Genomic DNA, 16,258 nt, shown 5'->3' on the forward strand with positions numbered 1-16,258 from the left:
CGCGTGTTAAAAAAGCCACCTTTAAGGTGGCTTTTTTATTCTTCTGTCTTTTTCGGCTGCGCTCTACTGGCCAGTCGCTCAAGCGCGGCGCGCAGTGAAGGGTCTGAGATACCTTCAGCCGTGGATAGCAGGCTTTCTGCAGCGACATTGGAAAGCTCGCGTCGCGGGCCTGGCTTTCGATTTGGATCAGGGTTGGGTTTGACCTTGAACAGTATCTTTTGAAGAGCTGTAAATTCTGAAGACTGCTGAAGCTGTCGAAGCAAGCGGCGCTGCTGGTAACGCAAACGTGTAGCCCAATGTCCATCCGTAATAATGAGCAGAAGACACCCGTCCTGCCAGGTTGCGACTTTACAGTGCTCGCGTGCTGCAGGTTGTAGCTGTGCATCGACTAGGCGTTGTAGGCGTTCGAGACGCTCTGCCTGATATAGTAGTGGTTTCAAGGGTTTGGCCTGCCGAAGCAAGGTGGCAGGCGCTACGGCAACAATAGGACGAAAAACCATGTGTGCGCACTCCAGACAGGGGTTGGCATGTTAACAGATGAACCTCATGAGTCGGATAAACCTATTCAGAAATCCGACCTTTGAGTGATGTCAACCTTTTCTCGTCGGCGTTTCCGAGTAGAATGCCCCATTGTCTTTTTGACGGCGCGGGCGATGGCACCGATCCGCCGCCCCCCATTTCTCCGAGTGGAAGACCCAAGTCGATATGTTTGCGCCTTTGTTAAAGAAACTCTTTGGAAGTAAAAACGAGCGAGAAGTAAAGCGCATGAGCAAGGCCGTACAGGCCGTTAATGCGTTGGAACAGCAGATTATTGGGTTGTCTGACGAGCAATTGCGTGCCAAGACGTTCGAGTTCAAAGAGCGTTTGGCTAAAGGCGAGACACTGGACGATATCCTGCCTGAAGCCTTTGCCGTAACTCGTGAAGCGGGCAAGCGCGTAATGGGTATGCGCCATTTCGACGTCCAGCTCATCGGCGGTATGACGCTTCACGAGGGCAAGATTGCCGAGATGCGTACCGGTGAAGGTAAGACGTTGGTAGGAACGCTGCCGGTATATCTGAATGCCTTGTCTGGTAAAGGCGTCCACGTAGTCACCGTGAACGACTATCTGGCTCGCCGTGACGCTAACTGGATGCGCCCGCTGTATGAATTTCTAGGGCTGACGGTAGGCATTGTCATGCCTTTCCAGCCGCCGGAGGAAAAGCGTGCGGCTTACGCAGCGGATATCACCTACGGCACCAACAATGAATTCGGCTTTGATTATCTGCGCGATAACATGGCGTTCAGTATCGAGGAGAAATATCAGCGTGAGCTGAATTTTGCCGTTGTCGACGAAGTAGACTCCATTCTTATCGACGAGGCGCGTACGCCACTGATTATTTCTGGTCAGGCGGAAGACAGCTCACAGCTGTACATCCAGATCAATAAGCTCATTCCTCGTCTTCAGCAGCACGTTGAGGCTGTGGAGGGAGAGGAGGAGAAGGAAGGCCATTACACCATTGACGAAAAAACACGTCAGGTGGAAATAACCGAGCAGGGGCACCAGTTCATTGAGGAACTGCTTACCCAGGCGGGTCTGCTGGCTGAAGGTGAAAGCCTGTACTCAGCGCATAATCTTTCTCTTCTCACTCACGTCTACGCAGCGCTTCGTGCACACAAGCTGTTCCACCGTAACGTGGAATATATTGTTCAGGACAACCAGGTCCTGCTCATTGATGAGCATACCGGCCGCACGATGCCTGGGCGTCGTCTGTCCGAGGGCCTGCATCAGGCGATCGAAGCGAAAGAAGGTCTGCCTATCCAGGCTGAAAGCCAGACATTGGCTTCTACTACCTTCCAGAACTATTTCCGGCTGTATAACAAGCTGGCTGGCATGACCGGTACGGCGGACACCGAGGCGTTTGAATTCCGTCAGATCTATGGTCTGGACGTTATTGTGATTCCAACCCACAGACCGCTGGCACGTAAGGATTTCAACGACCTGGTGTATCTGACTCAGGAAGAGAAATATGCGGCGATTATCGCTGACGTCAAGCAATGCCAGGAGGCAGGTCGTCCGGTACTGGTAGGTACCGCGTCGATTGAAAGCTCCGAATACCTGTCTCATCTGCTGCAAAAGGAAGGTATTGAGCACAAGGTATTGAACGCCAAATACCACGATCGTGAGGCTGAGATCATTGCTCAGGCGGGGCGTCCCGGTATGGTAACGATTGCTACCAATATGGCTGGCCGTGGTACAGACATCCTCTTGGGGGGTAATTGGGAAGCTGAAGTTGCAGCCCTTGAGAATCCTACTGAAGAACAGATTGCTCAGATAAAGGCCGAGTGGCAGAAGCGTCATCAGCAGGTCATCGAGTCGGGTGGCCTGCATGTGATTGCCTCTGAACGCCACGAATCACGCCGTATCGATAACCAGCTGCGTGGTCGTGCAGGCCGTCAGGGTGACCCGGGCTCCAGCCGTTTCTACCTGTCCCTTGAAGATAACCTGATGCGTATCTTCGCGTCTGATCGCGTGAAGAATTTCATGAAGGCGTTGGGCATGGAAGCAGGCGAGGCCATCGAGCACCGCATGGTAACCAATGCCATCGAGAAAGCTCAGCGCAAAGTGGAAGGTCGGAACTTCGATATTCGTAAGCAGCTGCTCGAATATGATGATGTCGCCAATGAACAGCGTAAGGTGATCTATCACATGCGTAACACCCTGCTGGAATCGCAGGATGTGGGTGAGACGATCAACGAGTTCCGCCGTGATGCGTTGGCGCAAACATTCAGCGCCCATATTCCACCGCAATCCTTGCCTGAGCAGTGGGATGTGGCAGGGCTTGAAGAAGCGATCTATAACGACTTCGGACTCAAGCTACCGATTCAGCAGTGGCTGGATGAAGACGACAAGCTGTACGAGGAAACACTTCGCGAGAAAATTCTCGAAACGCTGGTGGCGGCCTATCATGAGAAGGAAGAGATGGCAGGTGCCGAGGCTCTGCGCAGCTTCGAGAAGCAGATGCTGCTGCGTGTCATGGACGATCTGTGGAAAGATCACCTGACTACAATGGACCATCTGCGTCACGGTATTCACCTGCGTGGCTATGCGCAAAAGAACCCGAAGCAAGAGTACAAGCGCGAGTCCTTCAACCTGTTCCAGGAACTTCTGGAAAGCGTCAAGCGTGACACGATTCGTGTGCTCTCTCACGTTCAGGTTCGTCGTGAAGACGCTGCCGAAGAAGAGGCGCGCATGCGTCATGAGGCCGAGGAGCTGGCCAAGCGTATGCAATTCCAGCATGCCGAAGCGCCTTCCATTGCGCAGCCTGAGGTACAGGTACCGGAGGAGGGCGAAGACACGGTCGTACCTCTTGAGCCTGCACGCAACGAGCAGAAAATAGGCCGCAACGAGCCTTGCCCGTGCGGATCCGGTAAAAAGTACAAGCATTGCCACGGCAAGCTGGACTAATGCCTGGCTGACGTGCGCACGTTATGACCCTATCGCCGCGACCGGCTCAGCCGCTCGCGGCGTTTCATTGTTAGCTACAGGAGAAACCTCATGGCTGTTGGTCTCGGCCCGTTGTCTACGTTACATCCTGTTCCAGGATTCGAGCTTGGTATTGCATCTGCCGGCATCAAGCGTCCTGGACGCAAGGATGTGGTTGTAATGCGTTGTGAAGAGGGTGCGCGGGTCGCTGGGGTTTTTACGACCAATGCATTTTGTGCCGCTCCGGTTGTTTTGGCGCGTAAACGATTTGCAGGTGATGTGCGTTATCTGCTGACCAACACAGGTAACGCCAATGCAGGTACCGGCGAGCCTGGAATGGCCGCTGCGGAGCGTACCTGTCAAGCGCTTGCCGATTTGACCGGGGTGGAAGCCTCAGCCATTCTGCCGTTTTCAACAGGCGTGATTGGTGAGCCGTTGCCTGTCGAGAAGATCGAAGCTGCCCTGCCTGCAGCGCTGGCTGATCTTAAGGCAGACAATTGGGCCCAAGCGGCCAGCGGTATCATGACGACTGATACCCTGCCCAAGGGGGCGAGCCGGCAGTTTACCTTTGACGGGCAAACCGTCACCGTGACGGGCATCAGCAAGGGCGCCGGGATGATTCGTCCCAACATGGCTACCATGCTGGGCTACATTGCGACGGATGCAAAGGTGGCTCAACCCGTTCTGCAGGATTTGTTGCGTGACGCTTCCAATAAATCCTTCAATCGCATCACCATCGATGGCGATACCTCCACCAATGACTGCTGCATGCTGATCGCTACCGGCAAGTCATTGCTCCCCGAGATTGATAGAGCCGAAGGCGAACTGTTCGCACAGCTCAAACGAGCGATTTTCGAGGTGTCCATGGAGCTTGCCCAAGCCATCGTTCGAGACGGCGAGGGCGCAACCAAGTTTGTAACGGTGGAAGTCAACGGCGGCAAGAATCATCAGGAATGCCTGGACGTAGCCTATGCTGTGGCACATTCCCCACTGATCAAGACAGCATTGTTTGCCTCTGACCCCAATTGGGGACGCATTCTGGCTGCAGTTGGCCGGGCAGGCGTTCCGGAGTTGGATGTCAGCCTGATCGATGTTTTCCTTGGTGATGTCTGTATTGCTCAAAAAGGCGGTCGCGCCGCGACCTATACCGAGGCGCAAGGCGCTGAAGTCATGAGCAAAGAGGAAATTGGCATTCGTATTGAATTGGGTCGTGGACATTGCAGTGAGACGATCTGGACAACGGATCTGTCCCATGAATACGTGAAGATCAACGCGGAATACCGCACCTGACGCGAAACATTCCCGATTTATTGAGGAATCGTTTCATAACGCGCCTCTCTTGTGCTCCTATAGATGCATGATTTTGGATAAGGAGAGGCGCGTGTCTCTTACCCTGGTTATCGGTAACAAAAATTACTCGTCTTGGTCGCTTAGAGCCTGGCTGGTCATGGAGCTGTCCGGTGCTACCTATGACGAGCTCCAAATTCCGCTCTACACACCAGACAGCCGTGCGCGGCTTAGACAGCACTCTCCTACCGGTAAGGTACCTGTCCTGAAGACCCCGGAAGGCGTCATTTGGGATTCTCTGGCAATTGCCGAGTATATGGCCGAAAACTACTCGCAAGCAGGACTGTGGCCGTCTGACGCTGCCGCGCGGGCAATGGCCCGTTCATTGTGTGCTGAAATGCACAGCGGTTTTTCAGCGTTGCGTAACCACCTGCCCATGGACCTGAAGCGCCGCCAACGGCTCGCGACAATGCCTGCCGAAGCTGAAAATGACATCAAGCGTATCTGTTCCTTATGGGCAGAGTGCCGTGAGCGTTTTGGTGCAGAAGGGCCGTTCCTGTTTGGTCGTGCCAGTATTGCTGACGCTTTTTATGCCCCTGTCGCTACACGCCTGAGAAGTTATTCTGTGCCTCTTGCATCCGATGCTGATGGATATGTAGATGCCATTTACGCATGGCCTGCATTCCAACGCTGGTATGAGGAGGCATTGAAAGAGAAAGAGGTTATTTCATGAGTCGAGTTCACGTCGCAGCAGCGGTTATTCGCAATCCTCAAAGTGAAATCCTGATAGCAAAGCGATCAAAGGAGCAGCACCAGGGTGGTTTGTGGGAGTTTCCAGGTGGAAAGGTCGAGCCTGGCGAGGATGTTCAGGTCGCCCTGGCTCGTGAGCTGAGCGAAGAGTTAGGTATTCAGGTAGAGGTCTGCCGTCCATTGATCCAGGTTTGCCATGACTATACGGATAAGTCGGTTCTACTCGACGTATGGGAGGTCACTTCATTTGCAGGGGAGGCCAAAGGACTCGAAGGCCAACCGTTGGCTTGGGTACGGCCACGTGACTTGCCCGACTATGAATTTCCCGAGGCAAACATTCCTATCGTCAAGGCTGCCCGGCTACCACGCACCTATCTGATCACGCCAGGGGATCTTGAGCCGAAGGCGTTGCTTAATGGGCTTGCCAGAGCATTGGATGCAGGTATCGAGCTGGTTCAGCTGCGCACGCCTGCCTCATTCGATCCTCAATACCGTGACCTCGCAGTGGATGCGCAAGGACTCTGTGCTGGCCGTGCTCAGCTCATGCTCAAGGGGCCATTGGAATGGTTGGGTGACTTTCCGGCTGCCGGATGGCATATAACCAGCCAGCAGCTGCGCCGTTACGCTGACAATGGGCGACCTTTTCCTGAGCACCGTTGGCTGGCAGCGTCTTGTCATAATGCTGAGGAGCTTGAGCTTGCCAGGCAGATGGGAGTGGACTTCGTAACGCTTTCTCCTGTTCAACCTACCGAGTCTCACCCAGGAGCGCCGACGCTGGGATGGGAAGCCGCGGAAGCGCTTTTGAAGGCATTTAACCATCCTGCATATCTGCTAGGCGGCCTAGGGCCCGCTGACTTGTCCCGTGCCTGGGCGTCGGGTGCCCAGGGGGTAGCGGGTATCCGCGCTTTTTGGCCTGCGGAGTGAACGTTGAGTTCCGGTGCTGATACGGTCACCGGAATCTATCTAACGAGGCCTGTCTGGCCCCGTTAGCTGAGAGGCGTCAGCCAGCGGGGTGGGCAGCAGTAGTTCACCCAGCTCGCTAGCTCGGCGAGCAATAACCTTTTGCTTGAATACTTCAAGAATTTCGACCAGTACTTCATCAAGATCCGTTTGTCCTCGAGGCAGACTTTCATCGAAGCTACGATCAGCAATACGGCTGGCCAACGCCTTAAAGTCTCTTGACTGCAGACCAACAACCGCCTCACGGATCAGGCGATTGACGATATCGGCAAGCGTATTGTCGAGAGACTTGGCGAGGCGATCGCCCATGGGAAGTCGCTTCAGGGATTTGATGTCCTCGTTTTCGGCTACTGCCGAGCTGATCAATTCGCTGACATAACGATGCAGCGTAGCCTGGTTATGAGCATAGCTTTCATTGATCATGCGTTGTAACCGCGAGGCGACCGCATCTATCAGCTGCTGTTTGCGTGGTCGAATGACATCGTCGATAACGCGGCTGGAAAAGTCGTCCTGCGTACGAAGCTCTTCCTGTATCTCGCCGAAGATTTTAATCATGACGCGATCAGAGATTTCCTCCATCAAGAGCTGATAGTAGTGATTAAGAAACTCGTAGAGGCGCCAATGACGAATGTCGATGAGGCCCAGCCGTTGCAGACGAATAAGCAGGGAGGCGACGCGCAAGGCTCTCAGGAGGCGGAAGCCACTCAGCGGAATGCAACCTAGAACGTCATACCAGTGAATAAAAGGGTAGTACCACCACTTGCCATGACACCGCTCTGCAATGGCAATCGCCCAGCTCAGCAGTACATCCAGAATGAAAAATGCAACAAAGCAGAGATCGATTGTCTGGAAGTGTGCATGCACATAATGAGCATACCAGCCATGTGCAGTGGGGCTGGCCAGCTCAACCAGACGATTCAACGGGCCAATTGAATAAAGGCTATCAAACAGAATCAACGCCAGATTGGCACATACCAATACGAGAATGAATCCATCCCAGGCGGCATGGAGCCCTTCGCGGCGACGTGTCGGTGGAAGGGCGGTGGGATCAGCCATCATGATGTCCCGCTTTCTGAGCCGGCCTCCACAAGCGCTCGGCAATACCCTGACGCCTACCAATGATGCGTGCGACAACAAACAGCAAGTCCGAAAGGCGGTTGAGATAAGCCATCCCTACACCTTCGAGCGGCTCGCTTAGGTTTAACGTCTGGCAACGCCGCTCGGCACGTCGAGCGATGCTGCGTGCGGTATGAGCCAACGCAACGGCGCGTGAACCGCCGGGCAGGATGAAGTTCTCGAGAGGCCCCAGCTCTTCATTCCAAGTATCGATCGCCTGCTCCAGTCGTTCGATCTCATCGTAGTCCAGCGCGCGATAATCTGGCATGGCCAACTCACCACCCAGATCGAACAGGCGATGCTGGCAGGGCGTCAGGACGTCAATGACGGAGACAAGCTCGGGGATGTGAACCTGCTGATCCTCCAGCTCTGCAAGCAGAACGCCTAGCATGCTATTGAGTTCGTCCACATCACCAATGGCCTCGATACGAGGATGGTCCTTGCGGACGCGGCTGCCGTCTGCCAGACCTGTTTCGCCTGTGTCACCGGTTCGGGTGTAGATTTTTGACAGGCGATAGCCCATGTACAAGCTCCTTGGTATCAGTTGTTACCTGCCTCCGGCTGATTGAGCGGCAAGCGCAGGGTAAAGCAGGTGCCTTCACCAGGTCTGGAATGGACCTCCATTTGACCCTTGTGGTTGTTGGTAATGATGAAATAAGACACGGACAAACCCAGTCCGGTCCCTTGTCCCACTTCCTTGGTGGTAAAGAAGGGTTCGAAGATCCGCTTGCAAATTGATTCCGGAATCCCGATCCCATTGTCCTCAACCTGAATTTCTGCCCAATCGCCTCGGCGGTATGTACGCAGCACCACACGGCCCGTTTCGCCTTCTTCTTCATCATCCCGTTGATGAATGGCCTGGGCCGCGTTCTTCAACAGATTGAGGAGAACCTGCTCAAGTTCATTGGCAATAACCGGTACGGGCCCCAGATCCGGATCAAATTCACATTGGATATTGAGTGCGCGGAAGTCGAAACCTTCTGCCAGGTCAAAATCATTGCCAGCAATTTCGATGGCCTGGTCGATCAGGGAGGGCAGGTCGCAGGCGACCATCTTGCGGTTGCTTCGACGACTGAAAGCCAGCATGTGACTGACGATTTTGGCTGCACGGCTTCCTGCCTGATGAATCCCATCAAGAAGACGGGGGATTTCCCGCCCCTCCAGGTAGCAGTTCACATCCTCCAGTCCCACGCCGCACTCTGCTGCCTGATCGATATTCTTGGGAAGCTCTGGCGAAAGTCGGCGGCGGATATTCTGGACGTTATGCAGGATGGCACCGAGCGGATTATTAATTTCATGCGCCATGCCCGCAGCCAAGCCACCGACCGAGAGCATTTTTTCGGATTGCACCATCAGCTCTTCCATGTTCAGGCGCTGGGTGATGTCATCGATTCGGATGACGACTCCGCGTCCGGCACCGCCCATGAGCGGATAAAATGTCAGCGTGTAATGTCGGGGAGCGTCAATCAGCGCCCAGGTGACACGCTCTACTTTTTCCACACGCATATGTTCGGCAGCGCGACTTAGCTGGGGAAGAAACGGTTTGATTGAGGGGAAGGCCAGAAAAATAGGTTGATTCAACGCCTCATCCAGATTGGTGCCTGAGAGATTGGTTGCCTCCTGGTTCCACTGCGTCACATAGAACTGTTCATCGACAGCAATCAGTGCCGATGGCATCGAGTCGATGATGCTGTTGAGGTAATTTTGAAAGCCGGTGAGCTTTTTCTCGATCTTGCCCCGTACCTGAACTTCCAGTTCGAGCTTTCGGTTCGAGCGACGTGTTTCTTCGGCCAGGGTTTGAGCCTGAAGCACTGCGGACTGGGCGTCATCACGGGCGCGTTTGAGCTGTTGCTCGCGGCCCTCGATGCGGGTCAGCATCGTATTGAAAGCATCTGCCAGCCGACCTATTTCGTCGTCACTACCCTTGCCAGCGCGCAGCGAGTAGTTTTCCTCGCGGGTAACCTGGCGAGACAGCTCTTCCAGCTGAAGGATCGGCCGGGTGATCAACAGACGAATCTGTCTGGCCACAACAAACCAGAGCAGGAGACTGAACACCAGAATGGCGATACTGGCGGTCAGCGTTCCGGTATAGAAGGCCCCGGGTAACTCGCTGCTGGCGACCAGCAGCAAATGGCCGGAGCGGCCATCTTCTTGAGGAAGCTCGATCAGCACATTCGTACGAAACTCACGCAAGCGCCAGTTTTCAAGGCTTGTGTAATGCGTAGGCAGCTTTAGCAACGTGCCATTTTGTATTTCGGCAAGTAGATGCCCGTCCTGGTTGTAAATGGCGGCCAGGCGGAGCGGACTGTAATTGTCGAGTCGATGCAGAAGCGCTTCAGCCCGCTCCTTGGAGCTCAGCGCCTCCTGGCTCAGCGTGGGGATTGCCAGCAGCCTGCCAACCGTTTGCAACGCCTGGGGCGTCATGTTTTCCTGGGAAATCCAGTAGGCTGCAGAGATGAAGGTAATGTTAGCTACCAGCAGCACAGCGCTTAACAGTACAAGAAGCGCAGCCAACAACTTCTGGCCAACCGGAAGATTTCTGAGTCGCTCGCGCAGAATCATGGCTTACATCGCTGCAATAGGATCGGAAAGGGTAGCCTGCGCTTAGTCTACCGGCAATCCATGGGTCTCCAGATGATCGATCAAGTGCCGATGGAGTTGCTCAAGGGCGCCCAGCTTGAGCCCATGGCGCTGGGCCTCTTGCAGTGCATGGCCAAGCAAAAAACTGATTTCCGTACGACGCCCATGGGTAACGTCCTGAAGCATTGATGAGGTGTTGTCGGCAGTCGCATCAATTACAGCCAGCACCGCTTCCTGAAGGCCAGGGGCAAGGTTTCCGTGCCCGACTGCCTCCAATAACGCGCCCAGTTCAAGGGTGAGGGCTTTGATCTCGCCAGCGTAGGCGTTGAGCTCACCATTACGGCATTTATGGAGCACCGTTAAGGGGTTGATGGCACAGTTGATGGCAAGCTTGCGCCAGAGTTGCCCCATGATTTCTGTTGACCACTGGACCGGTATGCCCGCCTCGTTGAGCTCATCCAGCCACTCCGGTACATGATCGGGATGAGCCGGATCACCCAGCCAAGTGTGGCCTTTCCCTGCCTGGACGATGCTGAAATCGGACTCACGGAAGGCGCCTTCCGTGCTGCTTGCAAGTATGCAGCGAGCCCGCGGTATACGCTCGACTACGCGTTCCTGGCTGCCAATGCCGTTCTGCAGCAGAACCACTTCAGCGCCAGGAACGAGGCGGGATGCCACGGCTGCGACGGCGTCCTCCGCATCGTAAGCCTTGCAGGCCACCAGCAGGCGTCGGATGGGGGAGGTCTCTTGAGGTGTTTCGGCAGGCAATGGGTAAAGGCTGTCCTGCTCACCCTCACGTAAGGAGAGTCCACCGGCTGCCCGGTATTGGGCCAGGCGCAAGCGGTCTTTGAAGATCAGGCGTACCGGGATGCCTGCGCGAAACAAGCGCGCTGCCCATAACCCTCCCAGACTTCCAGCTCCCAGAATATGCCAGCTCATGACGTTATACCTCGTTAGCAAAAATAGAAGGAACCCATGTTTCACGTCCGGGCAGGATGGAATTCCGGGTAATCGACCACAGTCGTTATAATGGCTGCCCCTTTTTGATCGTCAAGCCAGTCGCATCAAGTCAAGCGCCTGGCCTACATGGAGATATGACATGCCTTCTTTTGATGTAGTGTCCGAACTAGATAAACATGAAGTGACTAATGCGGTTGAAAATGCCATGAAGGAACTGGATCGCCGCTATGACCTACGCGGAAAGGGCTCCTTTGAATTCAAAGAGCTTACCGTCACGCTAACGGCGGAAGCGGATTTTCAACTTGAGCAGATGCTGGAGATCCTGAAAATGAATTTAGCCAAGCGCAAGATCGATGTGCAGTGTCTGGAAGTTAAGGATGCCTATGCCTCTGGCAAAAGTGTCAAGCAGGAAGTTGTACTGCGCGAAGGCATCGATAAGGAGCTTGCCAAAAAAATCGTTGCCACCATCAAGGACAGCAAGATCAAGGTTCAGGCCGCAATCCAGGGCGAGCAGGTCCGCGTGACTGGCAAGAAGCGCGATGAGCTTCAGGAAACCATTGCCATGTTGCGCGGCCAAGAATTGGGCATGCCGCTTCAGTTCAACAACTTCCGTGATTGATTCCAGCTTCTTTATGTAGTTTGTTTCAACGGAATCTTCGAAGTACCGGTACGTCGTACATGGCGTGACTAACGGCTATTGGCCGGTCATTTCCATTGATTTAAGGAGAATCCCACGATGGATTTCAGTGCGCAGTTTGATCGTCTACTCAGAGCTTCCGAAGCATGGTTGCCGATCCTGCTGCAGTATACTGGGCAGTTGCTGCTGGCCTTGCTGACCTTGGCCATTGGCTGGTGGGTTATCAACAAGGTCACCGACAACATGGCCCGCCTTCTGAAGGCGCGCCGTGTTGACGCCGAACTGCTTGGCTTCGTTGGCAGCCTGGCCAATATCGTACTCAAGGTGCTGCTTGCTGTCAGCGTAGCCTCCATGATCGGTATCGCTACCACCTCATTCGTCGCTGTGATTGGTGCAGCAGGACTGGCTGTGGGGCTGGCCTTGCAGGGTAGCCTTGCGAATTTTGCCGGCGGCGTCCTGATTCTCATGTTCCGGCCTTACCGCGTCGGCGAATTCATAGAGGCGCAGGGCGTTATGGGTACTGTCGAATCGGTCCAGATTTTCCATACGATTCTGCTGACAGGCGACAACAAGACTGTAACCATCCCCAACGGCACACTATCCAACGGGATCATTACCAACTATTCGCGCCAGCCCAAGCGTAAAGTCATTTTCAACGTGGGTGTCGACTACGAAGCCAACTTGCAGAGGGGGCGGGAGATGCTACTCAAGCTGGCCGAGGACGCTCGTGTCCATCAGGACCCTGCCCCTGAGGTCGTCGTCTCTGAGTTGGGTGATAGCGCCATTACCTTGTCGCTACGTTTTTGGACCAACAGCGGCGATTACTGGCCGCTCATGTTCATGCTCAATGAGCGTGCTCGCGATCAGCTGGCTGAGGTCGGAATTGGTATTCCGTTCCCACAGCGAGTGGTCCATATGGTGTCGGAAAAGCCTGCCACCACCTGATAATAAAAAGCCCGCTTCTACGCGGGCTTTTTTGTTATCCATTACGGCGTCGTGGGCTCCCCGGTGGGTTGTTGGCTCGATGTCTTGCGCTGCTGCAACCAGAGCACAACGATCAGCACAAGGGTGGGAATTCCCAATAGGGTTGTAATCATGAAAAAGGATACATACCCGACATGCTCAACCACGCTGCCCGAGTATCCACCCAGCAAGCGAGGCAGCAGCAACATCAACGAGCTAAGCAGCGCATATTGGGTGGCTGAAAAGCGTAGGTTCGTAAGACTGGACAGGTAAGCGATAAAGGCCGAGGAGGCGAGGCCTGCACTGAAGTTATCGCAGCAGATGGCAACAACCAGAAGCATGGTATTGGCACCTGTTGTGGCAATCAGCGCAAAAAGTAGGTTAGTCAATGCAGAGGCCAGTCCGCCGAGAAAGAGGATCGGTAGAATGCTGATTCGAGCCGTCAGGACGCCTCCTGCTGCTGCACCCAATAACGTCATCACCACACCAAATACCTTGCTGACCATGGCAATCGTTTCCTTGCTATAGCCAACATCGATATAGAACACACCCGCCATGACGCCCATGACGGTATCGGACAGGCGATAGGTCGAGATCAACCCCAGCAGCATGAGCGCTTGCCAGCGATAGCGTTGGATGAATTCGCTGACCGGTGTCAGAACCGGGCCCATGAGCTTGCGGCCTGAGCTGGACAGGCACAGGGAGGCAATCAGCAGATACATAAGTCCACGGGGCCAGTAGCCACCAAAGAACGCCTGGCAGCCACCGGTTACAGCAATACACAGTACGATCAGCACGATGACCGAGACCGCCTGATGAGCAAAGTCAAAGCGGGGAACTTCGTTTTCGTTACTCGCACTCAGATGCAGGTCCATAGGCTGCCGAATCTTTTCCAGCAAATCCTTGATGGGCTCATAGATACGGCGTCCCCAAGGGGACACGCAGCCAATGATGAACAAGGCGTACAACATTGCACGAGGCCAGGCGAAATCGATGATGGCGTTGATCATAGCGGGAATCGAAATCAGCATGACCAAGACCAGGGCAACCGACAGCAGTTGATGGTTGAACCCAAAGCGTGAATCGGCCAGTCCCATGGGGGCCGCCAGTAGAGGTTCACGAATCAGAAGGCTGGTCAGCAGACCCGGCAGTACCAGCAATGCAAAAAGCATATAAGTCGTCGCCCAGGCGGACTGGCTGTAATTCATCAGGCTGGACCCAAGCATTTCGGCCAGGAATAGTGCACCTGCACTCGCCAGAAGAGAGGCGATTCGGTAGCCGGTCATATAACAGGCAGCCAGAGCCGCCTGCCGGGAATCCTCTGCTATCTCCAGCCGGTAGGCATCTACTGCGATGTCCTGCGTGGCCGATGCAAAGGCCACCACAACGGCCAGGGCAATCATGGCACTCAAATGATATTGCGGGTTACACAACGCCATGCCCAGTAAACCCAGACCTATTAGGATCTGTGATAAGACCAGCCAGGAGCGTCGACGGCCCAGACTGCCAATGACCGGCAGGCGCCACTGATCGAGCATGGGCGACCATACCCATTTGAAGGCGTAGGCAAGACCGATCCAGCTGGCATACCCGATGGTTTCACGCGAGACGCCAGCCTCCCTCAACCAGACGGACAGGGTCGAGAAAACCAGCATCGTCGGAAGGCCTGCGGCAAACCCCATCAGCAGCAAGGCCAGACAGGCAGGGGACTTGTACGTGGCGAGGGCTTCTCGCCAGAAGTTTCTGATCATGCGAACCGGTATTTACAAAAACACACACTCTACTCGCAAGCCTGAAGTGGATTCCACCTGTGCCGACGCATGTCCACCCGATCATTGTGAAAAATGATGCCTTCAGCCCGTAATCGCTGTCGTTGCTCTATACCCGAAAGGGAATCGGGCGGTAAGCTGATTCGACCATCTGTCCCGATCACTCGATGCCAGGGAAGGGTGGTCCCTTCCGGCAGACGGGAAAGTGTCCGTCCCACCCATCGAGCCGCACGGCCCAAGCCAGCCAGTTCAGCTAACTGACCGTAGCTGACGACCTTTCCAGGAGGTATTTCTGCCATGACGCCGAAAAGCGCTGCCTGGCGAGTCTCGGGTGTGTCTGAATGTTGGAAAAGGGAGTGAGGCATAGGGCTGAACTCGACGTATTTCAAAAAACAAGCAAAGAAATGCTGGGCCAGTGGAATTTGTTAATGAAAATCAGTCATATGCGCTTGGCGTGAAAAGGTTGCTCAACCTCACCCGCGATTATTTCTGCTTTCTTAACAAGAGCCGGACAAACATAACCGGTTCATATCTCTACAACGGCGTCTTTTATGTTGTCACGAACTCTCTTTTGCCTTGCCGCTTTTTCAGCCCTTTCCAGTACCGCTTTTGCGGACACGGTATGGCTGAAAAATGGTGACCGCTTGACCGGGACGATCAAGCTTTTAGACAGCAAGAAGCTATTGTTGCAGACCGATTACGGTGGCTCCATTCCCTTGTCCTGGGACAAGGTGGCTACGCTGCAGCGCGATCAGCCCGTGCTGGTGCAGCGTGGTGAATACGAGGAGGATGTCGAGGTCAAGAGCCTCAAGCCTGCCGGCCAGGGTCAGGTCATTGTCGAAACGGCAGAGCAGGGCGCGCAGACCGTACCGCTGGCCAGCATCAGCCAGATTGTGCCACCAAAGCCGCTCCTGCATGACTTTACCTGGAAGGGCAACATCGATGCGGCATTGAATTACAAGCGTGCCGACAAGGATACAGACGACTACGACATCGACTTCAAGACCCAGGCTCGGCACGGTATGTGGCGTCACAATGCCCAGGGCAGTTACGACCGTGAAAAGAAGGACGGAGCGGTATCCACGGATAACTGGTCGCTTCAGTACGCGCTGGATCGTTTCTTCAATGAAAAGTTTTTCTGGCAGGGACGGCTGTCCTACGACAGGGACAAAGTTGAAGACATCGCTCGCCAGCGTAACGTTGGTACAGGCCCGGGCTATCAGTTCTGGGATAACGAGCTGGGATCCTTCTCCCTGACAGCGCTGCTGGATCGCGCCGACTATCAATACCGCGATGGTGACAAGGACAGCTTCTACTCCGTGTCAATGAAGTGGGACTACAACCGTTACGTATACGGACAGACGGTTCAGCTATTCACTACTGGTGAAGTAGGACGCCCGCTGGACAATACCGCGGACTTCAGCCTGGATACGGATTTAGGGCTGCGCTACAAGGTCACCAACTGGGCGTCTCTTAACCTGAAGGCGTCAAAGCAGCTAGTCAGCGGGGCCAAGGGAAGTCTCAACGAAACCCAATACAGCGCAGGGATTGGCGTAACGTGGTAACTGCTTGTGCTAGGGCGCCCTTGTGGCGCCTTATCCAGCCAGTAGTCAGCTGACTCCTCATCAATCCATACCTTGTAACACTCCTTTCTATTGCGCAGAAGCCCGTGTCGTCTGGCCTTGAGTGTCTATTGATAGCGTGATTCCACACGCAAGGGTTGAATTAATCCCTGGTCAACGCCACCTTGGAGTTTTGGTAGGTTCGGCCT

Annotated in this window: 14 protein-coding genes; 7 read left to right on the forward strand and 7 right to left on the reverse strand. The window is 54.6% G+C overall.

Translation table 11 applies throughout. From position 1 onward, the window contains the following. Positions 1-35: 35 nt before the first annotated feature. Positions 36-500, reverse strand: coding sequence for a DciA family protein (locus GM154_RS14350; RefSeq protein WP_010795309.1), 465 nt, complete (start codon positions 498-500; stop codon positions 36-38). Positions 501-705: 205 nt separating this feature from the next. Here GM154_RS14350 and secA point away from each other — a divergent pair, with 205 nt between their 5' ends. The 4 genes from secA to GM154_RS14370 all read left to right on the forward strand — a co-directional run bounded on the left by secA (position 706) and on the right by GM154_RS14370 (position 6,426). Further along, positions 706-3,447, forward strand: a complete 2,742-nt coding sequence (secA, locus tag GM154_RS14355) for a preprotein translocase subunit SecA (protein WP_019366770.1) — start codon at positions 706-708, stop codon at positions 3,445-3,447. 90 nt (positions 3,448-3,537) lie between these two features. Then, complete coding sequence (argJ, locus tag GM154_RS14360; protein WP_219652579.1) at positions 3,538-4,755, forward strand: bifunctional glutamate N-acetyltransferase/amino-acid acetyltransferase ArgJ; 1,218 nt, start codon at positions 3,538-3,540, stop codon at positions 4,753-4,755. A gap of 91 nt (positions 4,756-4,846) precedes the next feature. After that, the gene (locus tag GM154_RS14365) at positions 4,847-5,485 is read left to right on the forward strand and encodes a glutathione S-transferase family protein (RefSeq protein ID WP_219652580.1); all 639 of its coding nucleotides are present in this window, start codon (positions 4,847-4,849) and stop codon (positions 5,483-5,485) included. Then, entirely contained in the window at positions 5,482-6,426 is a 945-nt protein-coding gene (locus tag GM154_RS14370; protein ID WP_219652581.1) for a Nudix family hydrolase, read from the forward strand. The genes GM154_RS14365 and GM154_RS14370 overlap by 4 nt, the downstream gene beginning before the upstream one ends. A gap of 39 nt (positions 6,427-6,465) precedes the next feature. Here GM154_RS14370 and GM154_RS14375 read toward each other — a convergent pair whose 3' ends face one another. Genes GM154_RS14375 through GM154_RS14390 form a run of 4 tightly spaced genes read right to left on the reverse strand, consistent with a single transcriptional unit; the run spans position 6,466 to position 11,097 of the window. After that, positions 6,466-7,521 (reverse strand): ion transporter, encoded by a 1,056-nt coding sequence (locus tag GM154_RS14375; protein ID WP_219652582.1) that lies wholly within the window; start codon positions 7,519-7,521, stop codon positions 6,466-6,468. Further along, complete coding sequence (locus GM154_RS14380) at positions 7,511-8,101, reverse strand: cob(I)yrinic acid a,c-diamide adenosyltransferase (protein WP_219652583.1); 591 nt, start codon at positions 8,099-8,101, stop codon at positions 7,511-7,513. Before GM154_RS14380 ends, GM154_RS14375 begins: the two co-directional genes overlap by 11 nt. A gap of 17 nt (positions 8,102-8,118) precedes the next feature. Then, positions 8,119-10,140 carry a HAMP domain-containing sensor histidine kinase gene (locus GM154_RS14385; protein WP_019366764.1) on the reverse strand — a complete coding sequence of 674 codons (2,022 nt, stop codon included), beginning with the start codon at positions 10,138-10,140 and terminating at the stop codon, positions 8,119-8,121. A gap of 42 nt (positions 10,141-10,182) precedes the next feature. Further along, positions 10,183-11,097, reverse strand: coding sequence for a putative 2-dehydropantoate 2-reductase (locus GM154_RS14390; RefSeq protein WP_219652584.1), 915 nt, complete (start codon positions 11,095-11,097; stop codon positions 10,183-10,185). A gap of 160 nt (positions 11,098-11,257) precedes the next feature. Here GM154_RS14390 and GM154_RS14395 point away from each other — a divergent pair, with 160 nt between their 5' ends. Continuing rightward, on the forward strand, positions 11,258-11,737 hold the full coding sequence (locus GM154_RS14395; RefSeq protein WP_010795300.1) for a YajQ family cyclic di-GMP-binding protein: 480 nt from the start codon (positions 11,258-11,260) through the stop codon (positions 11,735-11,737). Positions 11,738-11,854: 117 nt separating this feature from the next. Then, complete coding sequence (locus GM154_RS14400) at positions 11,855-12,700, forward strand: mechanosensitive ion channel family protein (RefSeq protein WP_219652585.1); 846 nt, start codon at positions 11,855-11,857, stop codon at positions 12,698-12,700. Positions 12,701-12,741: 41 nt separating this feature from the next. On the opposite strand, the gene GM154_RS14405 is transcribed toward GM154_RS14400, so the two are convergent. Next, positions 12,742-14,469, reverse strand: coding sequence for an AmpG family muropeptide MFS transporter (locus tag GM154_RS14405; protein WP_074824772.1), 1,728 nt, complete (start codon positions 14,467-14,469; stop codon positions 12,742-12,744). 29 nt (positions 14,470-14,498) lie between these two features. Beyond that, complete coding sequence (locus tag GM154_RS14410) at positions 14,499-14,852, reverse strand: MGMT family protein (protein ID WP_219652586.1); 354 nt, start codon at positions 14,850-14,852, stop codon at positions 14,499-14,501. 186 nt (positions 14,853-15,038) lie between these two features. On the opposite strand from GM154_RS14410, the gene GM154_RS14415 reads away from it, so the two are divergent. Then, positions 15,039-16,052, forward strand: a complete 1,014-nt coding sequence (locus GM154_RS14415; protein ID WP_073449434.1) for a DUF481 domain-containing protein — start codon at positions 15,039-15,041, stop codon at positions 16,050-16,052. The last annotated feature ends 206 nt before the right edge of the window (positions 16,053-16,258 follow it).

Origin of the sequence: Pseudomonas sp. MAG002Y (assembly GCF_019400845.1) — a bacterium.
Taxonomy (GTDB): domain Bacteria; phylum Pseudomonadota; class Gammaproteobacteria; order Pseudomonadales; family Pseudomonadaceae; genus Chryseomonas; species Chryseomonas luteola.